This is a genomic window from Enterobacter cloacae complex sp. IR5428 (assembly GCF_049238585.1).
Classification (GTDB): Bacteria; Pseudomonadota; Gammaproteobacteria; order Enterobacterales; family Enterobacteriaceae; genus Enterobacter; species Enterobacter intestinihominis.
This window is the reverse complement of the sequence record NZ_JBMKHV010000005.1, coordinates 256,540-281,736: the sequence shown is the minus strand read 5'-3', so window position 1 is coordinate 281,736 and position 25,197 is coordinate 256,540. Positions and strand designations below refer to the sequence as shown.

The 25,197-nt window shown below is 54.7% G+C and carries 23 protein-coding genes and 2 pseudogenes; 9 read left to right on the top strand and 16 right to left on the bottom strand.

Translation table 11 applies throughout. From position 1 onward, the window contains the following. Positions 1-98: 98 nt before the first annotated feature. The 5 genes from betI to ACOTXC_RS09585 all read left to right on the top strand — a co-directional run bounded on the left by betI (position 99) and on the right by ACOTXC_RS09585 (position 6,607). Positions 99-686, top strand: a complete 588-nt coding sequence (gene betI, locus ACOTXC_RS09605; RefSeq protein WP_023299544.1) for a transcriptional regulator BetI — start codon at positions 99-101, stop codon at positions 684-686. A gap of 13 nt (positions 687-699) precedes the next feature. Then, positions 700-2,172, top strand: a complete 1,473-nt coding sequence (gene betB / locus ACOTXC_RS09600; RefSeq protein WP_421767593.1) for a betaine-aldehyde dehydrogenase — start codon at positions 700-702, stop codon at positions 2,170-2,172. A 13-nt stretch (positions 2,173-2,185) separates the two neighbouring features. Then, positions 2,186-3,865: a choline dehydrogenase gene (gene betA / locus ACOTXC_RS09595; protein WP_421767592.1), complete on the top strand. Its 1,680-nt coding sequence runs from the start codon at positions 2,186-2,188 to the stop codon at positions 3,863-3,865. A 273-nt stretch (positions 3,866-4,138) separates the two neighbouring features. After that, complete coding sequence (locus tag ACOTXC_RS09590) at positions 4,139-4,879, top strand: SDR family oxidoreductase (RefSeq protein WP_023299541.1); 741 nt, start codon at positions 4,139-4,141, stop codon at positions 4,877-4,879. A 33-nt stretch (positions 4,880-4,912) separates the two neighbouring features. After that, the gene (locus ACOTXC_RS09585) at positions 4,913-6,607 is read left to right on the top strand and encodes a thiamine pyrophosphate-binding protein (RefSeq protein ID WP_023299540.1); all 1,695 of its coding nucleotides are present in this window, start codon (positions 4,913-4,915) and stop codon (positions 6,605-6,607) included. Positions 6,608-6,640: 33 nt separating this feature from the next. Here ACOTXC_RS09585 and ACOTXC_RS09580 read toward each other — a convergent pair whose 3' ends face one another. The 5 genes from ACOTXC_RS09580 to budA form a co-directional block, all read right to left on the bottom strand. Then, entirely contained in the window at positions 6,641-7,339 is a 699-nt protein-coding gene (locus ACOTXC_RS09580; RefSeq protein WP_275062482.1) for a GNAT family N-acetyltransferase, read from the bottom strand. 107 nt (positions 7,340-7,446) lie between these two features. Next, on the bottom strand, positions 7,447-7,920 hold the full coding sequence (locus ACOTXC_RS09575; RefSeq protein ID WP_022647360.1) for a cold-shock protein: 474 nt from the start codon (positions 7,918-7,920) through the stop codon (positions 7,447-7,449). A 130-nt stretch (positions 7,921-8,050) separates the two neighbouring features. Further along, on the bottom strand, positions 8,051-8,821 hold the full coding sequence (locus ACOTXC_RS09570; protein WP_022647359.1) for a (S)-acetoin forming diacetyl reductase: 771 nt from the start codon (positions 8,819-8,821) through the stop codon (positions 8,051-8,053). 20 nt (positions 8,822-8,841) lie between these two features. Next, the gene (gene alsS / locus ACOTXC_RS09565; protein ID WP_421767591.1) at positions 8,842-10,563 is read right to left on the bottom strand and encodes an acetolactate synthase AlsS; all 1,722 of its coding nucleotides are present in this window, start codon (positions 10,561-10,563) and stop codon (positions 8,842-8,844) included. Then, entirely contained in the window at positions 10,535-11,314 is a 780-nt protein-coding gene (budA, locus tag ACOTXC_RS09560; RefSeq protein ID WP_139153954.1) for an acetolactate decarboxylase, read from the bottom strand. Before budA ends, alsS begins: the two co-directional genes overlap by 29 nt. A 105-nt stretch (positions 11,315-11,419) precedes the next feature. On the opposite strand from budA, the gene ACOTXC_RS09555 reads away from it, so the two are divergent. Next, positions 11,420-12,316, top strand: coding sequence for a LysR family transcriptional regulator (locus ACOTXC_RS09555; protein ID WP_023305644.1), 897 nt, complete (start codon positions 11,420-11,422; stop codon positions 12,314-12,316). Between the two features lie 226 nt (positions 12,317-12,542). Here ACOTXC_RS09555 and cspE read toward each other — a convergent pair whose 3' ends face one another. Next, complete coding sequence (gene cspE / locus ACOTXC_RS09550; protein WP_022647355.1) at positions 12,543-12,755, bottom strand: transcription antiterminator/RNA stability regulator CspE; 213 nt, start codon at positions 12,753-12,755, stop codon at positions 12,543-12,545. Between the two features lie 703 nt (positions 12,756-13,458). Here cspE and ACOTXC_RS09545 point away from each other — a divergent pair. The 3 genes from ACOTXC_RS09545 (at position 13,459) to ACOTXC_RS09535 (ending at position 15,055) form a co-directional block, all read left to right on the top strand. Further along, a complete protein-coding gene (locus tag ACOTXC_RS09545) occupies positions 13,459-13,914 on the top strand; it encodes a hypothetical protein (protein WP_023305643.1) in 456 nt (151 codons plus the stop codon). Between the two features lie 200 nt (positions 13,915-14,114). After that, the gene (locus ACOTXC_RS09540; RefSeq protein ID WP_023299534.1) at positions 14,115-14,525 is read left to right on the top strand and encodes an ASCH domain-containing protein; all 411 of its coding nucleotides are present in this window, start codon (positions 14,115-14,117) and stop codon (positions 14,523-14,525) included. 200 nt (positions 14,526-14,725) lie between these two features. Continuing rightward, positions 14,726-15,055, top strand: a complete 330-nt coding sequence (locus tag ACOTXC_RS09535) for a type II toxin-antitoxin system HigB family toxin (protein ID WP_421767607.1) — start codon at positions 14,726-14,728, stop codon at positions 15,053-15,055. Positions 15,056-15,138: 83 nt separating this feature from the next. Here ACOTXC_RS09535 and ACOTXC_RS09530 read toward each other — a convergent pair whose 3' ends face one another. The 10 genes and pseudogenes from ACOTXC_RS09530 to ACOTXC_RS09485 all read right to left on the bottom strand — a co-directional run bounded on the left by ACOTXC_RS09530 (position 15,139) and on the right by ACOTXC_RS09485 (position 25,136). Next, the gene (locus tag ACOTXC_RS09530; RefSeq protein WP_023299532.1) at positions 15,139-15,702 is read right to left on the bottom strand and encodes a hypothetical protein; all 564 of its coding nucleotides are present in this window, start codon (positions 15,700-15,702) and stop codon (positions 15,139-15,141) included. Positions 15,703-15,834: 132 nt separating this feature from the next. Continuing rightward, positions 15,835-16,173, bottom strand: a complete 339-nt coding sequence (locus ACOTXC_RS09525) for a barstar family protein (protein WP_023299531.1) — start codon at positions 16,171-16,173, stop codon at positions 15,835-15,837. After that, a pseudogene (locus tag ACOTXC_RS09520) lies at positions 16,173-16,388 on the bottom strand (ribonuclease domain-containing protein); the annotation flags it as partial. The pseudogene ACOTXC_RS09520 and the gene ACOTXC_RS09525, both read right to left, overlap by 1 nt. Before the next feature lie 144 nt (positions 16,389-16,532). Then, a pseudogene (locus ACOTXC_RS09515) lies at positions 16,533-17,864 on the bottom strand (RHS repeat-associated core domain-containing protein); the annotation flags it as partial. 242 nt (positions 17,865-18,106) lie between these two features. After that, entirely contained in the window at positions 18,107-18,505 is a 399-nt protein-coding gene (locus ACOTXC_RS09510) for an Imm50 family immunity protein (RefSeq protein WP_126490123.1), read from the bottom strand. Positions 18,506-18,514: 9 nt separating this feature from the next. Next, the gene (locus tag ACOTXC_RS09505; protein WP_185806741.1) at positions 18,515-18,787 is read right to left on the bottom strand and encodes an HNH/endonuclease VII fold putative polymorphic toxin; all 273 of its coding nucleotides are present in this window, start codon (positions 18,785-18,787) and stop codon (positions 18,515-18,517) included. 376 nt (positions 18,788-19,163) lie between these two features. After that, positions 19,164-19,685, bottom strand: coding sequence for an SMI1/KNR4 family protein (locus ACOTXC_RS09500; RefSeq protein ID WP_421767590.1), 522 nt, complete (start codon positions 19,683-19,685; stop codon positions 19,164-19,166). Positions 19,686-19,827: 142 nt separating this feature from the next. Next, positions 19,828-20,391: a hypothetical protein gene (locus tag ACOTXC_RS09495; protein WP_126490121.1), complete on the bottom strand. Its 564-nt coding sequence runs from the start codon at positions 20,389-20,391 to the stop codon at positions 19,828-19,830. A gap of 33 nt (positions 20,392-20,424) precedes the next feature. After that, positions 20,425-24,681, bottom strand: coding sequence for an RHS repeat-associated core domain-containing protein (locus ACOTXC_RS09490; RefSeq protein ID WP_421767589.1), 4,257 nt, complete (start codon positions 24,679-24,681; stop codon positions 20,425-20,427). A gap of 17 nt (positions 24,682-24,698) precedes the next feature. Next, positions 24,699-25,136 (bottom strand): DcrB-related protein, encoded by a 438-nt coding sequence (locus ACOTXC_RS09485; protein ID WP_038415594.1) that lies wholly within the window; start codon positions 25,134-25,136, stop codon positions 24,699-24,701. Positions 25,137-25,197: the final 61 nt, after the last annotated feature.

Genomic DNA, 25,197 nt, shown 5'->3' with positions numbered 1-25,197 from the left:
AAATCCAAAATCGCAACAATTAAGACACATTTTATATTGAACGTCCAATCAAAAACCGCTTTAATAGATTACCAACGCTGATGAATGGAGTGGCAAAAATGCCCAAAGTGGGGATGCAGCCGATCCGGCGCAGGCAGCTCATCGATGCCACGCTGGAAGCAATTAATGAAGTGGGAATGCATGACGCAACCATCGCGCAAATCGCCCGTCGGGCGGGCGTGTCCACGGGCATCATCAGCCACTATTTCAAAGATAAAAACGGTCTGCTGGAAGCAACCATGCGCGACATCACCGGTCAGTTACGCGATGCGGTATTAAGCCGTTTACGCGCCCTGCCGGACGGCAGTGCAGAGCAGCGTTTGCAGGCGATTGTCGGCGGCAATTTTGATGAAACCCAGGTCAGCGGCGCGGCGATGAAGGCCTGGCTGGCCTTCTGGGCCAGCAGCATGCATCAGCCGATGCTCTATCGTTTGCAGCAGGTCAGCAGCCGCCGGTTGCTCTCAAATCTGGTGTACGAATTCCGCCGCGAACTGCCGCGTGAACAGGCTGAAGAGGCGGGCTACGGGCTCGCCGCACTGATTGACGGGCTGTGGCTGCGCGCCGCGCTCAGCGGCAAACCGCTGGATAAAACCCTGGCCCAGTCGCTTACCAGCCACTTTATCAGCCAGCATTTACCGACCGAATAACCGAGGAGGAAGCATGTCCCGAATGGCAGAACAGCAGCTTTATATCAATGGTGGTTATACATCCGCCACCAGCGGTCGCACCTTCGAGACCATCAACCCGGCCAACGGTGAAGTTCTGGCGAGCGTGCAGGCCGCCGGGCGTGAAGACGTGGACCGCGCCGTGGATAGCGCAAAGCGCGGGCAAAAAATCTGGGCGGCGATGACGGCCATGGAGCGCTCACGCATCCTGCGTCGCGCCGTCGATATCCTGCGCGAGCGCAACGACGAGCTGGCAAAGCTGGAAACCCTCGACACCGGTAAAGCGTTTTCTGAAACCTCGACCGTCGACATCGTCACCGGCGCGGACGTGCTGGAGTACTACGCGGGGCTGATCCCGGCACTGGAAGGCAGCCAGATCCCGCTGCGCGAGACCTCCTTCGTCTACACCCGCCGCGAGCCGCTGGGCGTGGTGGCGGGCATCGGCGCGTGGAACTATCCGATCCAGATCGCCCTGTGGAAATCCGCCCCGGCGCTGGCGGCGGGCAACGCGATGATCTTCAAGCCGAGCGAAGTAACGCCGCTTACCGCCCTGAAACTGGCGGAAATCTACACCGAAGCGGGCGTGCCGGACGGCGTGTTTAACGTTCTGCCGGGTGTGGGCGCGGAAACCGGCCAGTACCTGACCGAGCATCCGGGCATCGCCAAAATCTCCTTTACCGGCGGCGTCGCCAGCGGCAAAAAGGTGATGGCGAACTCGGCGGCCTCGTCCCTGAAAGAGGTGACGATGGAGCTGGGCGGTAAATCCCCGCTGATAGTGTTTGACGATGCGGATCTGGATCTCGCGGCAGATATCGCCATGATGGCCAACTTCTTCAGCTCCGGTCAGGTGTGCACCAACGGCACCCGCGTGTTCGTGCCCGCGAAGTTCAAAGCCGCGTTTGAGCAAAAAATCGTTGAGCGCGTGGGCCGCATCCGCGCGGGCGACCTGTTCGATGAAAACACTAACTTCGGCCCGATGGTCAGCTTCCCGCACCGCGACAGCGTGATGCGCTACATCGCCAAAGGCAAAGAGGAAGGTGCGCGCGTGCTGTGCGGCGGTGACGTGATGAAGGGTGACGGCTTTGATAACGGCGCGTGGGTTGCCCCGACCGTGTTCACCGACTGCACCGACGAAATGACCATCGTGCGCGAAGAGATCTTCGGCCCGGTGATGTCCATTCTTTCCTATGACACTGACGAAGAGGCCATTCGTCGCGCCAATGACACCGACTACGGTCTGGCGGCGGGCATTGTCACCGCCGATCTGAACCGCGCCCACGGCGCTATTCATCAGCTCGAAGCGGGTATCTGCTGGATCAACACCTGGGGCGAATCCGCCGCGGAGATGCCGGTGGGCGGCTACAAACACTCCGGCATTGGCCGCGAGAACGGCGTCATGACGCTTCAGAGTTACACCCAGGTGAAGTCCATCCAGGTTGAGATGGGTAAATTCCAGTCCATATTTTAACCGGGAGGTTTATTTGCAATTTGACTACATCATTATCGGGGCCGGCTCTGCCGGCAACGTTCTGGCAACACGACTGACTGAAGATCCGAACACCACCGTCCTGCTGCTTGAGGCGGGCGGGCCGGACTACCGCTTTGACTTCCGCACCCAGATGCCTGCCGCGCTGGCCTTCCCGTTGCAGGGCAAGCGCTACAACTGGGCCTATGAAACCGAGCCAGAGCCTTTCATGAACAACCGCCGCATGGAGTGCGGACGCGGAAAAGGGCTGGGCGGCTCGTCGCTGATCAACGGCATGTGCTACGTGCGCGGCAACGCAATGGATCTGGACAACTGGGCGAAAGAACCGGGTCTGGAGCACTGGAGCTATCTCAACTGCCTGCCCTACTACCGCAAAGCAGAGACCCGCGACGTGGGGCCTAACGACTACCACGGCGGTGACGGTCCGGTGAGCGTCACCACCTCTAAGCCGGGCGTGAACCCGCTGTTTGAAGCGATGGTGGAGGCAGGCGTGCAGGCGGGCTACCCGCGCACCGACGATCTCAACGGCTATCAGCAGGAAGGCTTTGGCCCGATGGATCGCACGGTCACGCCGCAGGGCCGACGCGCCAGCACCGCGCGCGGCTATCTGGATCAGGCCAAACCGCGCCCGAATCTGACCATCCGCACCCACGCCATGACCGATCACATTATCTTTGACGGCAAGCGCGCGGTGGGCGTCGAGTGGCTGGAAGGCGAAAGCACCATTCCGTCAAAAGCGACAGCGAAGAAAGAGGTACTGCTGTGCGCGGGCGCTATTGCGTCACCGCAGATCCTCCAGCGCTCCGGCGTGGGCAACGCTGAACTGCTGAAGCAGTTTGAAATCCCGCTGGTACATGATTTACCCGGCGTGGGGGAAAACTTGCAGGATCACCTGGAGATGTACCTTCAGTATGAATGCAAAGAGCCCGTTTCCCTCTACCCTGCCCTGCAGTGGTGGAATCAGCCGAAGATTGGCGCGGAGTGGCTGTTTGGCGGCACCGGCGTGGGTGCGAGCAACCACTTCGAAGCGGGCGGGTTTATCCGCAGCCGCGAGGAGTTCGAGTGGCCGAATATTCAGTATCACTTCCTGCCGGTAGCGATTAACTACAACGGCTCGAACGCGGTGAAAGAACACGGCTTCCAGTGCCACGTCGGCTCCATGCGCTCGCCGAGCCGCGGGCACGTACGGATTAAGTCCCGCGACCCGCATCAGCATCCGGCGATCCTGTTCAACTATATGTCCCACGAGCAGGACTGGCAGGAGTTCCGCGACGCGATCCGCATCACCCGTGAGATCATGCACCAGCCGGCGCTGGACAAGTATCGCGGTCGCGAAATCAGCCCGGGCGTCGAATGCCAGACCGACGAACAGCTGGACGAGTTCGTGCGTAACCACGCCGAAACCGCCTTCCATCCGTGCGGCACCTGCAAGATGGGCTACGACGAAATGGCGGTGGTCGATGGCGTAGGCCGCGTTCACGGGCTGGAAGGGTTACGCGTGGTGGATGCGTCGATCATGCCGCAGATTATTACCGGCAACCTGAACGCCACCACGATTATGATCGGCGAGAAAATTGCTGATGCGATTCGCGGGCGCGAGCCGCTGGCGAAGAGCACGGCGGCGTATTACGTGGCGAACGGCGCGCCGGTTCGTCAGGCATTACAGAACGTTTAATATTCTGCCCTCTCCGTAAAACGAGAGGGTTTTCAATACATCCCTTCATTACGATAATATTTTTCGATAACTATAAGAAATAAATATTACCCGGCAATTATTTTGTTCATTTAAAAGTCTGTTGACACTGCTCCCGTAATTCAACTAAGTTTAATCGAATGTCTTTCCATTCGAAATATACAATATATTTTAAACTGAAATTAAAGAAAGCGTCATTATTCTTTAATTCTCTCCTGCCTTTATTTTTGCATCACTCAACCGCGAGATAAGATCATGAATAATAGTGCAAACAACGTTGTTGTTATCACCGGCGCCAGCAGCGGTATCGGTCAGGCTATTGCCCTGTATTTAGCGAATAAGCCTTTTTCTCTGGTACTGGTGGCGCGTCGCCTGGACAGAGTTAACGCCCTGGTGGATCGCATCATCCAGCAGGGCGGCCGGGCGATTGCCGTGAAGGCGGACGTGACCCGTCAGGAGGAGGTCCAGCACGCGATTGACGCTGCCGTTGCCGCATACCAACGTGTCGATGTGCTGATCAACAACGCGGGCTTTATGGCTATCGCCCCCATCAGCGAGCGCAAGACCGACGAGTGGGATCGGATGATCGATACCAACCTCAAAGGCGTTTTATACGGCATTGCGGCGGCGTTACCGGTGTTCCAGCGCCAGGGTGGCGGGCATTTTATTAACGTTGCGTCTGTGGCCGGTATTAAGGTGCTTGCACCCGGCGGCGTGGTCTACAGCGCCACGAAATTCGCCGTCCGCGCGCTGAGCGAAGGCTTGCGTCAGGAGGTGGGTAAAACGGTCCGCACTACGCTTATTTCTCCCGGTGCGGTCGAGAGCGAACTGCAGTTCGGCAGTTCTGACGAAGAGAGTAAAAAATTCCTGCATGAATTTTATAAGCAGGCTATTCCGGCAGATGCCATTGCGCGGGCCGTATTATTTGCTATCGAGCAGCCTGATGATGTTGATGTAAATGAAATTGTCGTCCGGCCAACGCAGGAAGAATTTTAGCATGACTTAAATAACGCTGAATGAGGTGTCATTATGATTAAGTCATTAACGTCCTTATCAGATTTAAATATGCGAACAGGTGCCGACATTCTTCTTGAAGTGCTGGAGAGTGAAGGCGTGGAATATATTTTTGGCAACCCCGGCACCACCGAACTTCCGCTCATTGATGCCCTGCTCCGGCATGAAAATATTCACTATATTCTGGCGCTTCAGGAGAGCACCGTGGTGGCGATTGCCGACGGCTACGCGAAAGCCTCCGGCAAAACCGGTTTTATCAATTTGCACACCGCCAGCGGTCTTGGGCACGGAATGGGAAATTTAATCAACTCGCGGATCATGAAAACGCCGCTGGTTGTCACCGTCGGGCAACAGGACACGCGGCACTACGTGCGCGACCCGCTCCTGTACGATGACATAGTCTCCATTGGATCGCCGGTGGTGAAATGGGCGCAGGAGGTCACCAGCGCCGACCAGCTCCCGGTGCTGGTGCGTCGCGCGTTCCATGCTGCCAGCTATCCCCCCGCCGGGCCCGTATTGCTCTCTCTGCCAATGAACGTGATGGAAGAGCTGAGCGACGCCGGGATACAAACGGCCTCCAAAGTGAACTATCACACCGTCGCGGGCTCCCTGGACGAGCTGGCGGCGGACCTGAGCCAGGTTACGCCCGGCAGGATCATGATTGTGGCGGGGGATGAAGTTCACTCCAGCGGCTCGACGCCGGAGATTGTCCAGCTTGCAGAAGCGCTAGGTGCACACGTTTACGGCTCATCGTGGCCGTTGAATTTGCCCTTTCCCACGCAGCATGCCCTCTGGCGCGGCAATATGCCTACCACCGCCAGTGAAATTGCCAGCATCGTTAATGCCTACGACGCGGTGTTTATCATTGGGGGCAGAAGCCTGATCACCATATTATACAGCGAAGGAGACGCGATTCCGGGCTCATGCGCGGTCTACCAGCTCTCCGCCGACATGAACGAGCTGGGCCGCACCTACGCTACACGCCTGTCGGTGATGGGGGATATAAAACTCTCCCTGAAGGCGCTCTTACCTCTGCTTCAGCAGCGCCTGGTGGCAGGCAAATTGACGCATCAGCGGCTGCTCAAAACGGCACGCGCTGAACGTGAAAAAGAGTGGCAACTGCAGGAAGAACGTCTGGCTGCCGAGCGGCTGCGCCCGGCCATTTCGCCGATGGTGGCGGCCTATGAAGTCATCAAAGCCGTTCCGCCGGGCGTCACCATTGTTGATGAAGCGATTGCCACAGCCAGACATGTCCGACGTTTTATCTCCGACACGCAGCACCAGCGCTACTATTTCATGCGCGGCGGCGGTCTGGGCTGGGGTATGCCTGCGGCGGTGGGCCACTCGCTGGGGCTGGGCCGCGAGCCGGTAGTGTGCCTGATGGGCGACGGCGCCTCGCTGTATTCGCCGCAGGCGCTCTGGACGGCAGCACACGAAAACCTGCCGGTCACCTTTATCGTGATGAATAACCTGGAGTACAACGTTCTTAAAAACTTTATGAAAGGACAGCCGGGTTACAGCTCGACGCAGTTGGGGCGCTTTATCGGGATGGATCTGATTAATCCGCACATCGATTTTCAGTCGCTGGGCACCGCCATGGGCATTCGCTGTTGTCGGATAACCGATGCTGCAGACATCGCCGAAGCGGTAACCCGCGGACTGCAGTCAGGAAAAACCAACCTGATTGAAATCGCGATTTCCGCGGATTAACTGCATCTTTGCGCTGTACCCTACATAAAAAGCTTATAAACGAAACGCCTCCAGCCGCTTAATCTGCCGCCCCTGGGCGTCAAAATTCTCCGCCGCCAGCCAGGCGCGCAACTCCGCGTCCCTTTGCGGCCACTCGCCGTCAATAATCGAAAGCATATCGCTGTCGCGGTTGCGTCCTTTGCGCACCAGCTTCTGGCGCAGGCGCCCTTCCCAGACAAACCCCAGCCGCTCCGCCGCGTTGCGTGAGGCGGTGTTCATCGAATCGCACTTCCACTCCAGCCGACGATATTTATGCTCAAAGGCATTTTTCAGCAGTAGCCACACCGCTTCGGTGCCAATGCGGGTGCCTTTCATCTTGCGCGACCAGGTGACGTGGCCAATTTCCACCGATCCCAGAAAGCGTTCAATCGCCATATAGCTCACCAGCCCTACCGCCTTTTCGGTGCGCAGATCGATAACGGCAAAGGGCACCAGGTCGTCATCCAGCACCTTTCCAAGCACCCAGTGCGCAGTAGCCTCAACGCTCACAGGCTGGGTGCTGGCAAGCCACGTCCAGTCGCTGTCATCGCCCAGTGCGTAAGCTTCAAACAGATCCGCCGCGTGGCGTTCTGCGTCCAACGGTTCCAGACGACAATACTGGCCGGTTAGCGGCGTGCGAGTTAGCGCTCGGGCACATTTCCAGTCGGGGACGATATCGTTAACGGTTTGACCATGTTGATTGATTTCGGGCACGGCGGTGACTCCCTGCAAGGTAAGGAGTTTGTTATAGCAGGTTAAAAAGCGGTCGAAAAGGAAGAACGTGCAGGCCGGGTAACGCGTAGCCGCCACCCGGCATAAAATTACTTCAGCAGCTTAACCGTCGCGTCGATGTCGATTTCATCTTCGGTGAAGATCATCGTCGTGTTCTGGAAGGTGGTGATCGCCAGCTTCTTCACCGTGCGCATCTCGCCCGGTTTTTTCTCACTTTTCGGCTTGATGCTGTTCATCAGTAGCCCCACCGACAGCACCGCGTTCTCTTTGTCGATTTTGGTCTCAACGGGCTCTTCTTCGCTGAACACCACGAAGGATTTGATCGAGGTGAGCTTCACGCGCTCGCCCGCGATATAAAGATGCTTGCTCTCCGGGATCACCTTCACCGCATACGCGGAAAGGCCTTTGGTGTTGGTGGTGGGTTCGAAGGTCACCGCCGCATCTTTCTTAATCAGATCAGGGTTGGCGACCTTAATCACGTGAAAATAGCGGTTGTCGCCGTTTTCATCTTTGATAAATCCGAAGCCTTTATCTTTAAACCACGTTGTGATTGTACCGTTCATCGCTGTTACCGCCTGTCAGATCTTAAGACTAAAGTTTTGCAGCGCGCAGTGTAATGCACAATGGCTGAGGAGACAAAAAAAAGCCCCTGCACGGGAGCAGGGGAAAGTTCATGTCAGAGCTTATTAGAATTTAGTTGAACACCATCCCACCATCAATCAGCAGCGACTGACCGGTCATGTAGTCGGAGTCTGGTCCGGCGAGGTAAGAGACGCAGGCGGCCACATCTTCCGGTTCGGACAAACGGCCAAGCGTGATGCGTTTGGCAAAGGTTTCCGTTCCGTAGCCGAGCGGTTTACCCGCCGCCTCGGAGACCTGACGGTCGATTTCCGCCCACATCGGCGTTTTGACGATGCCCGGGCAATAGGCGTTAACGGTGATCCCCAGCGGCGCGAGATCCCGCGCGGCGGTCTGGGTTAAACCGCGCACCGCGAACTTGCTGGAGCTGTACACCGCCAGTTCCGGGTTGCCGGTATGGCCCGCCTGGGAGCAGGCGTTGATGATTTTACCGCCGTGCCCCTCTTTGCGGAACGCGTCAATCGCGGCCTGAATGCCCCAGATCACCCCTTTCACGTTGATGTTGTAGACCTTGTCGACAATTTCCGGCGTGATGGATTCGATAGGGGTAGACGGCGCCACCCCGGCGTTGTTGACGATGACGTTGAAGCCGCCCAGCGCGGTGCGGGCTTTTTCCACCGCCGCAAACACCTGGTCGCGGTCAGAGACGTCCACTTTCACGGCGACGGCTTTCCCGCCGTTGCGGGTGATCTCATCCGCGACCGCTTTCGCCGTCTCTTCGTTGTAATCCGCAATAGCGACGGCAAAGCCGTCCTTCACCAGGCGAAGCGCGATCGCTTTGCCAATCCCCTGGCCGGAGCCGGTTACGAGAGCCACTTTTTGCATTTCTCTGTCCTTATATTGATTCACAAAATCTGGCTGAGATGGAGCTGGCCCATCAGCAGCGGGTTATCGCTGTAGTCGACGGGAATGGCCACCACGGCCGGGCCATCGACATCCATTGCGGCACGCAGCGTCGGTTCGAGCGCGTCGGCGCTCTCGACGGCAAAGCCTTTCGCACCGAATGCGTCGGCATAGGCTTTGAAATCGACCGGGCCAAACTCCACGCCGGAGAGACGCTGGTATTTTTTCTCTTCCTGGATCGCCACCATGTTGTAGGCGTTATCCACCCAGATGATGTGCAGCACGTTGGCATTGAGGCGCACGGCGGTTTCCAGCTCCATGCTCGACTGCAAAAATCCGCCGTCCCCGGAGACCGACACCACCTTGCGCCGCGGGTTGACCAGCCACGCGCCAATCGCCCACGGCAGCGCCACGCCCATGGTCTGCTGACCGTTGGAGATCATCACCTGACGCGCGCGGAAGCTGTAGAGGTAGCGGGCGATCCAGATGTGGAAGCTGCCCATATCCACGGTAAGCGTCACGTCGTTATTCACGATGTCCTGCATGGCGCGGACGATGCGCAGCGGATGCAGGGCAAACTGGTTTAGCGATGCGCCGCGACGGTCGAGGAGGTCACGCTGATGCTGGCGATCGACAAGAATTTCCGAGGCGCGCTGGCTGAGTTCAAGTTTGTGCTCGATTCGGCTGGCAAGCAGATTCAGCGTGGCGGCAATATCCCCGACCAGTTCCAGATCGGGAACATATTTGCGCTCCTCATAGGCGGGCAGCACGTCAATGTGCACCAGGGTGGCGTCGCCGCTGTTCCACATGGACGGCTCGTATTCCACCGGGCTGTAGCCGATGCAGATAATCAGATCCGCCAGATGCAGCAGCCGATCTCCGGCCTGGTTGTTGAACAGGCCGACGCGTCCGGCGAAGCGGGTGAAGTGCTCCTGATTCACCGCCCCGGCGGCCTGATAAGTGCTGGTGACCGGAATGCGGCTTTTCTCCAGCAGCGTGCGCAGCGCGGCGCTGTTGGCGGGCTGGCTGGCCATCAGGCCGAGTAAAATGACCGGGTTTTTGGCGTTCTCGATAAGCTTCGCCACGTCGTTAATGGCGGACTCCGGTGCCGGGCCCATCAGCGCCGGGCCGCTGGCGGGTAAAATCGCCCCCGTGGTGGGCTGGTCGACAATATCCTGCGGCAGGCTGACAAACGCCCCGCCCGGCCTGCCCTGCTCGGCAGCGCGAAACGCGTTCGACACCACCTCGGCAATCGCGTCAGGCGAATTGACTTCGACGGCGTATTTGGTCACCGGGCTGAACATGGCGACAGTGTCCATGCTCTGGTGCACCAGCTTGGCTTTATCCGCCCGCTTCACCGCCCCGCCCAGCGCGACGACCGGGTCGCCTTCGCTGTTGGCGGTGGCGATGCCGGTGATCAGGTTGGAACAGCCCGGTCCGGAGGTGACCAGCGCCACCCCGGCCTTGCCGGTCAGCCGCCCTACCGCCGCCGCCATAAACGCCGCGTTCGCCTCGTGACGCACCGGGATAATCTCGATGGAGGAGTCCAGCAGAGAGTCAAAGACCTTGTCGATCTTCGCGCCCGGGATCCCGAACACCTGCTTCACGCCCTGCGCTTCCAGCTGGCCGACAACCATATCGGCGCCGTGCGCCCACTGACGTGACTGTTTCTCACTGTTCACGATAGTTCTCCTGTTAGTTTTCGACGGAACGGATCGCTGCATCAAGATTGCTGGGGTGAAGGTTGGCCTGTAAAAACGCGCTGTCGGCGGGCAGGTCAATCATTAGCTTGTGAATTTCACCGAAGGTGAGCACGCCGCTCTCCAGCTGGTAGTCGAGCAGATGTCCCCCGCCCTGACGGTCATCGGTGATGAAATGCTCGTGATAGCCCGCCACGTTGATGCCCTGCATATGCTGCGGCGTGCGGAACCCGACCAGCACCCCTTCGCGCTGGTTAAAGCGGAACACCGGCTGGTCGTCCAGCACGTCGGTCATCGCCCGGTACGGCGGCGTCTGGCGCGGAACGGTGCGGGTATGCGCATGGCGGAAGTTGCCATCGATGCGCAGCGCGCAGAACAGGTTATCGGAGGGGATCTGCTGGTCGATCACGTCGTGGATCTGCTGACGGCTGACCGGACCGTTAAAGGTTTTGCGGTACTGCGGCTGGAACCAGGTCATCACCGCGAACGGCGTTTTTTGCTCCGGCTTAGCGGCGCGGGCGCTGCCGTCGGCGCGCAGCTGGTACACCTGGCTGCTGAAGGCAATCATTTCACCGTCCAGCTCGTTAAAGGTGCCGAGACCAAAATCACCGTGTGCCAGCAGGTCGGCGATCGTCGTCTCCCCTTCGTAGACGCCGCTTAGCAGGGCGCTCATTAGCGATGTCTGATAGATCACGCTGTCAGGATGCTGAGCCGAGAACCCACGCAGGGTCTCGCATAAACTCGCCTCACAGTCGCATGCAGATGAATGCATCATCATGCCCGTCCTCTTCAACTTTATTTATAAAGGTTAAATAAATGTTGACCCGATTCAGCAGAGAGTTCCAATATAGAATCCATGCTGGTTTGAGACGTTTTTGATATGGAACTTCGTTATCTGCGCTATTTTGTCGCGGTTGCACGCGAGCGACACTTCACCAGGGCGGCCAAAGCGCTGGGTATTTCACAGCCTCCACTGAGCCAGCAGATTAAACGGCTTGAGGAGGAAGTGGGCACACCGCTGTTCAGGCGCCTGACGCGGGGCGTGGAGCTGACCGAGGCGGGAGAAGCCTTCTATGAGGACGCCTGTAAGATCCTGGCGCTGAGCGACGCCGCGCTGGAGAAAGCCCGGGGCATCGCGCGCGGCCTGAACGGCAGCCTGTCGATTGGCATCACCAGCTCCGACGCCTTTCATCCCAAAATTTTCGCGCTGATTCGTCAGTTTCAGGTGCAGAACATGGCGGTGCAGGTTCACCAGGTGGAAGCCAATATGTCTTCGCTGACGACAATGCTGGCGGAGGGTGAACTGGATATCGCCTTTGTGCGCCTGCCGTGCGAAAGCAGCAAGGTGTTCGAGTTGAAAATCCTCGACCGGGAGCCGATGGTGGTGGCGCTGCATCGCGATCATCCTCTGGCTGCGTGCGATTCGCTGGCGTTAGAGCAGCTTCGGGATACACCGGTGGTGCTGTTCCCCCAGGAGGTCGCGCCGGGACTGTATGACCGCGTTTACGGCAGCTGCGAGCGGGCCGGAGTCGATATGCAACACACGCTGCAATCTTCACAACTTTCCTCTTCTCTGAGCATGGTCTCCGCTGGCGGCGGGTTCGCGCTGGTGCCGAAATCGATGGCCGCTATTTCTCCGCCGAATGTCACCTACCACGCGCTGAGCTCACCGGAGCTTTATACCGATATCGCGCTCTGCTGGCGGCGCTTTGAACGCTCACGGACGGTGAAACGGTTTCTGGCGATGATGAGCGAGGGGGAACGGGAGCAGGGATGAACCTTTTCAGAAACTGCGGACTGTATTGATGCTCAATTTATTGCGAAGCAGTTTTTGAGGCTGAATTTGAAGGGAGTATGGGCAGGCTGCCATATAAAACTCAGTACCATTACCCTTTAAAAATAAAAAACCCGCACAGGTGCGGGTTAATTTTTATCAGTACAGCTTAACTGCTCGGACTATTGTCTTCATCGCTATCGTACGCCGCACTGATATTTAGCGCGGGTTACAGTGGAGAAACGTTTCCAGCTGCTGGACCTTTTGCGCCATTCTCAATGGTAAAGGAAACTTTCTGACCTTCATCAAGCGTTTTGAAGTTGTCGCTCTGAATTGCAGAGAAATGTACGAATACATCTTTGCTGCCGTCGTCAGGGGTGATAAAGCCAAAACCTTTATCTGCGTTGAACCATTTTACTAAACCAGTCATTTTATTAGACATAGATAAATCCTTAATTTATGAGCCACTTAAGCGCGGCGATGATGGCCTGTATTTCGAGAGTTACTTATTTGGCACTTAGGAGGAGGCTCACGAAGAAGGAGTATCTACTGATAACACCTGAACTGAGGACTGCTTTACTAAAACTGCTTTCATAAGGTCTGTATTCCAAACCGATGACGCTATTAAGACACAGCGAAATTTATTGCGCAATGATTATTATTATTTATTTTAACCATTTAAACGCCCGGATGGCTGGTCGCGGTGCCAGACATCGTTCTGGCTTGAGGTCTACCATGTACTACAAAATGGCTACGCTTTCACTGTGCCGGGAGTTTGGGGTGTTTTGTTCACAGGCGGGAAAATCCTCCCGCGCGACGCAGACATCATTAGAAGGGATGCTCAAAATGAAAAGGTCTGCGTAAGACGTAACCGCAGTGCAAACTGTGCCCGGCGGCGCTGCGCTTGCGCGGGCCTACGGGTCGTATCGCGGTGGTTTTGGAGGCCGGGTCGGGCGTAGCCGCCACGCGGCAATGCCCTACTGGAAGCCGCCTCGCAAACCTGCAAGCAACCTTATGTAATTCAGGGTTATCCCTTTTCATCCCTTCTTCACGGTCGTAAAGTGCCTGCGTTGCGGCACATCCGTAACCGGGCGTAGGAACCCGTTAGCATAACATGACACTTTTCTGCACGACGAGGATGCTAAATGGCTACTACACCTAACTTTTCTTATGCGCTCTCTGAAGAAAGCGCTGTTCATCAGCTCATCAACGCTTCAATTTCCGATTTTGCGAATCTTTTCGAGCTGGCTGATACCTGCGCCGCGTATGTCAGCGTGCTGGTGGAAACTGACGACACAGTGACGTTTACCACGCTCTGCAAGCGATTGCTGGCCGCGCTGAAGCGGCTGCGTGAGTGCTGTGACTCAGAGCTTCCGTCGTATCTGGTTGAGCAATTGATTGCAGGTGAAAAGATTACTTCCTGCGTGCCGGACTGCTGGCAGGAAACGGTGTTGCAGGTGGATTATGCCGTGGCATTAACGCTGGCGGTGATGGGCGGGACACTGCCTGCGAGCGTGGCGAAAGAACTCACCGGGCTACTGCATGATATGGTCTGGTTGCTGGCAGAGTTTGTGAAGGAGCCGTATATAACGACGCACTGAGGCGGGTGATGGGAGGCCGGAGTTCTGCTGGGTAAGAAGCGGATCCCCGGCCATACGCAAAATTTAATGTTGTTTTTGAATGTCTGGTAAGAGCGAAGAGCGGACAAAGTAGCAGAGGGAAAGCATCAATGTTAATGTCCGGAAAGTTCATGTTAAAACTCTGTATGACATTTTTCATCGACGATTAAAAAGGGCTCTTAATGGCTACTGTTGAGGTATTAAAAGTAAAGTATCCAGGCGCAGATGCCTGGCAAATGGGAGACAGCCCGGAACTGGCCAGCGAGCTTGCGGACCTGATTAAAAAAGGGATTAAAACGGCCTCCTGCGGATCCTTTGCCTCTTACCAGCAAGAAAAGTCTGCCCCGAGGATTGGAAGCTATAACATTATCCTTGATGGCCTGAATGCCCCGGTCTGCGTGACCCGGCTGGTTTCAATGCGACTGGTGCGTTTTTGTGATGTGACTGAGGAGTTTGCCCGCAAAGAAGGTGAAGGCGATTTAAGCCTTCAATACTGGCGAAATGAGCATCAGCGATTTTTTACCCGCGAAGGTCATTTTTCTAAAGATATGGAGTTGATCGCAGAAGAATTTGAAGTGGTTGAAGTGCTGTAAGACGAGAGAGTCCGGCTGGCGTCTGCTGCTATTAATAACAATGTCCGCTCCTGGCACAAAGTGGACATTTCTTTCACAGTCACCTCTTACAGTGTTCACACTCATTAAATGATCGCCTTTATCACGAGCAAATGAAAACTGCAATCCATGACAATTCCCACATTCTCAACCCGCCGACCACCACCTTAAATGTTTCCAATCTGGAAACAAGGGGCAAAAATGCCCGCAGTCTCAAGAGCGCTTTCGACGCGGCCACCAGACATTTTCCTATTCAAGAACTCGATCTGGAAGATCTTTACTGGGTACTAAAAGGAGACCACTACCCATCACCAGACGACATGCGAAAGCGCTTCCCCAGCCGGGAGAGGATGAAATACCGGGAAAAATGGTGGGTCATTGACGTAGGTGGCGGGTATTTAAGAGTAATGTTATTTACTGATTTTAAGCGCGGAAAGCTCTTCATCAAACACACCAGCACTCACGCAGAGTATGACAAGCTCACGTACCTCTACCGGAGAACGAAAGAATGAACTTTGCAGCAGCCATCAAAGCGGCGAACAATCTGACAAGCGAGGCATATCCCATTCATTTATTTAAATAAAAAACATGTACCCTAGCCATAAAAATAATCATAGAATGCATTAAAACCTTCATTACCGATAAGAGGCGCAATTCTTTTCCGCAACTCATCAATAAAGTCACCTTTCACTTCGTCATTATCATCTGCTATATCAAAGATACCGTATTGACCATATACCAAATCAATAAGCTCAGCTAATGAAAATATAAATCCAGAGAGACTGCTAGCTATTTTAAATGGTTCAATTACATCATAACTAGCATAGACAGAGGTATTCCCTTCTTCGATAACCGCAATTAAAGGTTTACCTCCACCTAAATCATCACCAATAACAAGATAATTATCCGGTAAGTATTCATAACCACTTTGAGCCTTCGAGAGCTCACTGATAGAGTGAATTTTAATTGGCGTGAAGCCTGTTTCAATGTTTAATTTTTCCGGATTGTAATTTTTATATAAGTAATCAACATCTGTGGAACGAGGTAGGTTGGTTGGAAATGCATTGTCCAAGTCATTAACGGTATTGAAATTTCCGGATACCGAGTATTCATTACAAATAGCGGCTAGTTGCTTCAACGCCTCTTTAATCCCTCTCATCAGCCCTCCCTAAAGTATCTATGATTACACTCCACATAGTGAGTGAAAAATATACTTTCCGCAACATACTTCCGTTCAGAATAATATCAATTAATAAAAAACAGGCGAATTTTTCTTTTCGCCCGCCATATTTCACTTATGTTGTGCACAAAGCAATAACAAGATAGTTGGCTCCTCACCAAATAAAATACTTCTATTATTTACCTCTTGAATTGACAAAAGAAAATCATGCTTCAATCCCTCATTCAAATTGTTGATATTACTTATCTTAAGTAATAAAAACTCGTCTTGCTTTAAGTTTAAAGATGTCATCCCCTCTTCTGGGAATCGCAAACTAGTCAGGCAATCTATGAATGCATGGAAATTATTACCATAGAAATCAGGAAAGCCAAACAAGTGCTTAACCCTATCATGAAATTCTGTAACATCATTTATTTCTTTAAAGTCAATAGATAAAGTAATTACTTTCATTACTTCCATCCTCCCAGACCGATCTCTATGAAAGTGTTGTAATGGTCGTGACTATAAAATGCTTGACCTGTTTTTGTATCCACAACTATACGCCTGGCTCCTCGATTTCCTACACCAGGTGTTTTTACTGTCCATTCTCTATAAGGACCGCTTCCTGTATTAAGGCGCTGACTATCTGGTGAAATTTTGAAATTATTTTCAAAAGGTATTCCATCATGAGGAAAAGCTGGTCTATTCAATTTAATATTATCGATTGTTTTTTGTACTTCCCTCATTTCTGAGGCGGTCATTTTATGCCCCCATTTTTCGTTTACAACAGCATGAAATTCTTTAGGATTCTTTGCTGAATGAGAATATTTAAGACCCAGCGGATCAATCCACCCCAACGGATTCGGCGCATACTGATATAGGTTCCACCCACCATTCAACCCAATCGGATCCTGCACAATAAACCGCCCGACCTGCGGGTCGTAGTAGCGGAACAGGTTATAGTGCAGTCCCGTCTCACCGTCAGCGTACTGCCCGGCATAGCGAAGCGGCTGGTGTGCCATCGCCGTGCGATTCACCAACCGTGAGAACCCTTCGCTCTGATGGCGCACCTCGCCAAAGCTGCCGTACTGGCCGCTCCAGCGCACCGCGCTGCGCTCGTCTGTGACCTCCAGCGGAGCACCGTTCAGATCGGTATTGAACCAGTAAATCTCACCGCTGCTCTGGTCACGAAGGTGATCCACACGCGCCAGCGGGCTCCAGGCTTCATTCGGGTCGTATAAATACGTGCTGCACAGCCCGCTCTCCTGCTGCTCCTGCAGCAGGCGATAGCCCTGCCACAGGAAGCGGGTGTCGGTGGTGCCGTGCGTCGTGGTGACGATTTTGCGCGTGCGGCGGCCCAGCGCGTCGTAGTGATAGCGCGCCTCAAAACGCCCTTCCGGCCCGGTTCCGCGGGCGGACACCAGCCGGTTCTCGGCGTCATACGCGTAATGCTGTTCATACAGCCCGTTGCGGCGGCTGACCAGGTTGCCCCAGTGGTCGTATTTCATGAAAAGCGCCTGCCAGTGCTGGAGGCGGTTATCCGTGACCGGTGCCGCAGCGTCACTGGCGGCGAGGTTATCCGCGGCGTCGTAGCTGAACTGCGCGCGGCTGTGTCCCTGTCGGGCCTCGTAGTGCTTCAGCAGACGCCCTTCGGCGTCGTAGCCGTAGTCCACCTCACCGCGCAGGGTGTCGCTGACGCCGGAAAGCTCACCGCGCGCAGTGTAGCGGTACAGGCGTTCCAGTAGCGCCTGCTCCGGCAGGGTCACGTCCGTGCTTAATTCGCTGCACTGCAGGGTGCGTCTGCCGAGGCTGTCATACTGACGGAGCTGCTCGCGCGCACCCTGGATGCGGCGCACCTCGCGGTGCAGGCGGTCGCGGGTGAACTCGGTCACCAGCTGCTGCCCGAAGCGGATGGCGCTGACGTGGCCGGAGCCGTAGTGCAGCCAGGCCAGCTTTTGCCCGCCGGGCAGCGTCAGGCCGGTCAGGTTGCTCAGGGCATCCCATTCGTAGCCCACCGCGCCGTTAATGCCGGACTCGCTCAGCACGCGTCCGGCGGCGTCGTGGCGGTAAGCGATCTCATCGCTTTCGATACCCAGGGCAACGCATTCGGCGGTTGGCGTGCGGCGGATGCGGGTAATCTGGCCGCTCAGGTCGCGGAAGTAGCGGTTTGCATAAGACAATCATGCTACCGCCACACCCTGATAAATTAAGCTATCTGCACGATAATTATTTTAGTTTTTAACCAGCAGGTTAAACACAGAAACTTACCAAAACATAATGCTGTTTTATGGTCGATTAAATAGGTATCACCCATTCCAGTCGTAACACCAAACCTCTGCAGAACATGCAATCAGACCCAACTGAACAAAATCAATGGGAGGATTTATTACCCTCCCATTCTTTATTATTTTGAAATTGTATAAGCTGTTATTGAAGAAATATCAATGAATTTTGCTTTTATTGAGAGAGAGAATATATCATCTTGAGCTAAAATGATGATAAAATCATCTTCTTTAGATATGTTAACATCTAAAGAAAAGTGAGTTTTATTCCAACCAAACAAGCTAACTTCCGCTATATCAATAGCAGTCAATTGCAATTGTACGACATTACATTTCTGCATTATCCATTTTTTTGGTGGTTGCGAAGGATAACTTTTAATATTGAATCTTAGTGTGATTTTTGGCCCATCCCTATGGAAAATCACATCATGAAGTTCAACATTACGTAATGAAGGTTCATCATCGGTGAAGATAGAAGAAATGCTTCTTTTATCAATTAATAAATCAACCCATGAGTTCATTTTCCCTCCTTAAAATGGATAATGTTCTAGCGTTCCAGATATAGTACCATTTCGGGTATCACTGATCGGTCGAACATTTAAATGTGGCCCTTGGTTACCAGGTGTTCCTGGAGGTCCATAGATATGCCCTGGTGAATGGTCCTGGATTACAATAGATTCACCATCTGGACGCGAGAAAGTATATTCTCGTATCTTTATAGGTAAATGATCGTCTCCTAAAATAGATTTCCCGTTTCGATCTGTTAAAGGTACTAGCTCAACTTTTGATGGTTGCTGGCTCACTGGTATTCCAGCATCTCTTTCATCTATCCCAGCCGTAAAATCGAAGCCTGAGCCAGATATGCACAGAGTCTTTTTTCACACTTCAAGATCTAGTAGTCAGAAACGACGAGATTGGGATTATCATCAATATTTCATTCATATTATTAATATCATCACCGGTAATAAATAATTAGAATATATCATTATAAAAAGTCAAATAGTTTATTTTATAACGTGCTTATCTAATGTTCTAAACCTAACAATGCTGTCGACTTTAATATGAAGATTTAAATACAAGCATACGTGACACTCTTATTTTACTATTTATCCATTTAATAACCTCTAAATTTAAAAATAAGCCATAATCATATTCTTAATATGGCTTATTTTTAAAATATCATAAATCAACAGTTACATTCATTCCTGCATCAAGGGAAGTCTTACAAGTTATCTTGTGAAATTCAGTAAAACTATTAGTAATTTTATAGATATTGCCGCACTCATTTTGCTTAGCGATCTGATACTCTTGGAGATCATCCTCTACATGTAGATGTGTTCTGTCCCAATAATACACACCCTGGCTTTTACTGCCATTCAATATAAGGTAAAAGTTACCTCCAGGATCACCGCCGATGATTAATTTATCATCAATAAAATTGAGTTCATTTAAAAAACACTCATTTTGACGAAAAATGTCGTGATTAGGATTTTTCATATTGATTCCAAAAAGGGCATAAAAAGCTATAACCCCTTCATCGACACCTTCGTACTCCAGTTCACAAAAATCTGGAGAATTTACAACAAAACCATTTTTCAACCTGAGGAAATCTTTATAATCTTCAAGCAAACTGATTTTGAATTTTGCCTCCAAAACTTTAATTTCATCTTGAGTTGTAGGTTTACCGCATGAAATAGGCATAAGCTCTCCTTGCTAAGGTCATGACTTAGTGATCTTAGGCACTCCACCTATAATATGGAAAAATCGATGGTAGTAATTAAAGCCGGAACTTAATGGTTTCCGGCGTATTACATTCATTTATCAAAATAAAAAAACATGTGCCCTAGCCATAAAAATAATCATAGAATGCATTAAAACCTTCATTACCGATAAGAGGTGCAATTCTTTTCCGCAACTCATCAATAAAGTCACCTTTCACTTCGTCATTATCATCTGCTATATCAAAGATATCGTATTGACCATATACCAAATCAATAAGCTCAGCTAATGAAAATATAAATCCAGAGAGACTGCCAGCTATTTCAAATGGTTCAATTACATCATAACTAGCATAGACAGAGGTATTCCCTTCATCGATAACCGCAATTATAGGTTTACCTCCACCTAAATCATCACCAAAAACAAGATAATTGTCTGGTAAGTATTCATAACCACTTTGAGCCTTCGAGAGCTCGCTGACAGAATGAATTTTAATTGGCGTGAAGCCTGTTTCAATCTTTAACTTTTCAGGATTATAATTTTTATATAAGTAATCAACATCTGTTGAACGAGGTAAGTTGGACGGGAATGTATTATCCAAGTCATTGATTGTATTGAAACTCCCGGACAGCGAGTATTTTTTGCAAACAGCAACAAGTTTTTTTAAAGACTCTTCAAATTCACTCATAACAATACCTCACATTCAGCATATTCATTGATATTATTGACAGCTCTTCAAATTCTTACGGGTAAGATTACGGTCTATCAATCGTCCTTTACCTGGAGTCTCATAGCTGCCACGGTGACCTTGTAGACCATGTAAATGCTCATCATAGCCGCTTGGATGATTAGCATTCTGGAGAAATACAATATTCCTTGGATCACCTTGCCATTTCCCTCCCAGAACACCATTACCTTTCACACTATTGATATGATGGCCTGTATAACCCATTTCGGACATAACCGACGATAATTGGCGATTATTTTTTGTGCTTAATATTACTTCGCGTTCAGCGGCCGTCCAGTCTCGGCTTCCTCCACCAGCCGCAACTAGTTCCCTTTCTTCTCCCCATGCTCGGCTTATTGCTGTCGCCCTAGCTCCCGGCTGCGCGCTAAGGGTGGGATCTGGTTTATAACGAACTAAACCTTGCGCAGAGAGTCCCCACGGATCAATCCACCCCAACGGATTCGGCGCATACTGATAAAGGTTCCACCCGCCATTCAGCCCAATCGGATCCTGCACAATAAACCGCCCGACCTGCGGGTCGTAGTAGCGGAACAGGTTATAGTGCAGCCCCGTTTCACCGTCAGCGTACTGCCCGGCATAGCGAAGCGGCTGGTGTGCCATCGCCGTGCGATTCACCAACCGTGAGAACCCTTCGCTCTGATGGCGCACCTCGCCAAAGCTGCCGTACTGGCCGCTCCAGCGCACCGCGCCGCGCTCGTCGGTCACTTCCAGCGGCGCGCCGTTCAGATCGTTACTGAACCAGTAAATCTCACCGCTGCTCTGGTCACGAAGGTGATCCACCCGTGCCAGCGGGCTCCAGGCTTCATTCGGGTCGTAGATATAGGTGCTGCGCAGCCCGCTCTCCTGCTGCTCCTGCAGCAGACGGTAGCCCTGCCACAGGAAGCGGGTGTCGGTGGTGCCGTGCGTCGTGGTGACGATTTTGCGCGTGCGGCGGCCCAGCGCGTCGTAGTGATAGCGCGCCTCAAACCGCCCTTCCGGCCCGGTTCCCCGGGCGGATACCAGCCGGTTCTCGGCGTCATACGCGTAATGCTGCTCATACAGCCCGTTGCGGCGGCTGACCAGGTTGCCCCAGTGGTCGTATTTCATAAACAGCGCCTGCCAGTGCTGCAGGCGGTTATCCGTAACCGGTACCGGATCGTCACTGGCGGCGAGGTTATCCGCGGCGTCATAGCTGAACTGCGCGCGGCTGTGCCCCTGTCGGGCCTCGTAGTGCTTCAGCAGACGCCCTTCGGCGTCGTAGCCGTAGTCCACCTCACCGCGCAGGGTGTCGCTGACGCCGGAAAGCTCGCCGCGTGCGGTGTAACGATACAGGCGTTCCAGTAGCGCCTGCTCCGGCAGGGTCACGTCCGTGCTTAGCTCGCTGCGCTGCAGGGTGCGTCTGCCGAGGCTATCATACTGGCGGAGCTGCTCGCGCGCGCCCTGAGTGCGGCGTACCTCACGGTGCAGGCGGTCGCGGGTGAACTCGGTCACCAGCTGCTGCCCGAAGCGGATGGCGCTGACGTGGCCGGAGCCGTAGTGCAGCCAGGCCAGCTTTTGCCCGCCGGGCAGCGTCAGGCCGGTCAGGTTGCTCAGGGCATCCCATTCGTAGCCCACCGCGCCGTTAATGCCGGACTCGCTCAGCACGCGCCCGGCGGCGTCGTGGCGGTAAGCGATCTCATCGCTTTCGATACCCAGGGCAACGCCTTCGGCCGTCGGCGTGCGGCGAATGCGGGTGATCTGGCCGCTCAGGTCGCGGAAGTAGCGGTACTCCGCGTGGCGCTGAGTGCGCCCGATCAGCAGCCCGCTGTCGTCATAGCTGAACTGCTGGACGCGACGGGCGATACCGCCGTCGGCGGCAGGCCGGCCGTTTTCTTCGAGCGCGCAGAGGAACCCTCGCGCGTCCCATTCCATATGGCGCACGGTCTCGTCCGGGCGCGTTTCGCTGAGCGGGCGGCCCACGGCGTCATAGGTGAAGCGGTATTCCGCCCCGTTGCCGTTATCGAGTCGCAGCAGGTTACCGCGCGGGTCGTAGCGCCACTGGCGCACGCGGCCAATACGGTCGGTAAGGCTGACCGGGAGGCCGAGCGCGTTATAGGCCCAGCTCACCTCGCTTTCCAGCGGGTCGCGCCAGCCCGTGAGCTGGCCGCGTTCGTTCCACACCAGCGACTCGCGGCTACCGTCCGGATGGATCACGGCGCTGAGCAGCCCGGCACGGCTCCACTCCCGCCGCGTGATATTCCCTTCTGCATCTTCGCTGGCAATCAGCTGCCCGAAGCGGTCGTAGGTGAAGCGGGTGACGCTGCCGGAGCAGTCGGTGCGCTGCGTCAGCAGCCCCTGGTGGTTCCAGACCAGGCGCACCACGCCGCCGATAGCGTCGGTGATGCTCTCCGGGAGGAATTCTTCATCATCGGGATAGCGATACGCGGTGGTGCTACCGGCCGGATCCGTCTCCGACAGCAGGCGACCGCGAAGGTCGTACATGGCCTGCGATGAGGTACCGTCCGGGTAAACCGTGCGGGTGATGCGGTCGGTCAGGCGATGCCAGTGATACTCCGTGCGGCGGCCCGCCGGGTCCGTCTCGCTGGTCATGCGGCCGTATTTGTCCCACGTGCTGCGGCGCATCGCCCCGCCCGGCAGAATGACGTGGCAGAGCTCGCCGTCGCGGTAGACAAACGTCGTCTGGCGACCGTCGTAATCCGTGAAGCGCGCGACGTTGTCGTCGTCATCCACCAGCCAGTGCGCCTGCGCGCCGTCTTCGCGGGTCGCGCGGCGGGTGCCGTTCTCAAAATCGTATTCGAACGTCAGCCGTTCGCCGCCACTATGGCGGAAGCCGACCACGCGCGGCAGGCCGTCAATCTCCCGCCAGCGGTATTCGCTCAGCAGGCCGTTGGCGTCCTCATGAGCGCTCATCAGCCCGTCCTGCCAGCTGAAGCGTCGGCGCACGCTACCGCCCCGGCCGGTCACGGAGACCAGCTGGCGCTGTTCATCATAAGCGTAACTGACCAGGCAGATCTCGTCATCCAGCCAGGCGCCAACGAGCCTGTCGCGGTCGTAGCGGCAGACCACGCGCTGGCCCGCACAGTCGGTCAGGGCATGCAGGGTATTATCCGCATTCCACTCAAAGAGGATATCGTTGCCGCAGGGTTCGGAGAGGCGCAGGAGCAGCGACGGGGCATCATCCCGCAGCGGCGCATAGTGCCAGCGCTCGCCGCTGACGTCATACACCGACCAGCTGTCGTCCTGGTGATGTTCAAGCCAGTTTTTTTCGCTTTCGCAGTAGGAGCGCATCCCTTTCGGAACCTTCGGGAAGGCGACGTAATCGCCGGACGGTGCGCGCCACACCAGGCCGTCCTGATAAGGCTCCAGGCGGCTTTCCCAGAACAGGCTCCATCCGCGGCCCAACACGCTGTCGCCGGGATTGCCGCTGCGCCAGTAGCGCTGCCAGCGCACCGGAAGACGGGAAGGCAGGACGAAATCGAGTTCATCATCCCCGCTGAGAAACTTCTGTCCGCTGACGATATCCACCGGGCGGGCGATGATCCCCGCGGCCGCCACGCCGGTCATCAGCGTGCCGGCGCGACAGGCGATACGGGCCAGCTTATTGATGCCGGGGATTTTGCCCAGCAGCTTAGAGAGCGCCCCGACTTTGCCAGCGGCGCCGCCCCAGCCGCCGAGAAGCCCGGCGAACAGCAGGGTAAGATCGGAGACCTTGTAGAGCCACTCGGGCACTTCAGACTGAATGGGCAGGGTTTGCTGCGGGTCGCCGCCGATAATGACGTTGTCCGAACCGGTCATCACCTTCGCGTCGCAGGTGGTGCGATCCCCGATGCGGGACGCTGGCTGGCTGTTAATGGAGACACGCTTAGAGCCTTCGGCCATCTGCTGCGAGCCGTCGTCAGAACAGTCGACGGTGCTATCGGTGGCAAGCGCGGCGGGTTTACCGTTGATAAACACGTTGGGCGAGCCGGAGGTGATGACGCCTTTCTTCGTCATGCTGGATGCCCCGGCGTCGGCGATGCTGTCCCTGGCGGCAGTCGCCAGCTCCCCGGTGTAATACCCCACGACCAGACTGGCGCCGACAAGCAGGACGCCCACGCCAAGACAGGATGCGCCGAGACCGGCAATAAACATGGCCCCCGCCAGAATGCCCCCGGCGGCGGCAATCAGGCCACCGACAATCGTTCCGGCAATCATCCCGGCCAGCGCACCGGAGTGGCCGATATCATCACCAACGCGTGCTGCTTCAAACATAACAACGGTCCCTGAAGTTAATGGTGGAAGCGGAAGCTCCTGAGAAGATCGCCAAACAGCGCGCCGTCGGCATCGCCCGGCGCGCGGGTGCAGGTCATAGTGAACACCAGGATTTTATCGCCGTCGACGTTAAACACGGCCTGCTGCTGCCAGATGCGTTTCCCGTCGCGCAGGTAGCTGGCATGGACGGTTTCCCCCTGTAAAAGGCTGTCGCCCAGCGTAGCGGCGCTGCGCTCACCCTGCTTCCAGCCCTTGATGTGCTTTGCCATCAGGGCGAGCTGGCGATCGATATACGCGGCAAGCGCTTCGCCGGGGTTGAGGGCATCGCGGGAAATGTTGAACGCGGGCGCATCCGCTGCAGGCGGCGCGAAGACATTGACGGTACGGTCCTGATAGCCCTCAGGAAAAGCAATCATTCCTTCATTAAACAGGCACTGCGAAGATGGTTCTGACATTGAGCGGGTCCCACCACATTTTTTCAGAAGCGGTAAGTTTCGCATATGTGTTTAAGGCTGA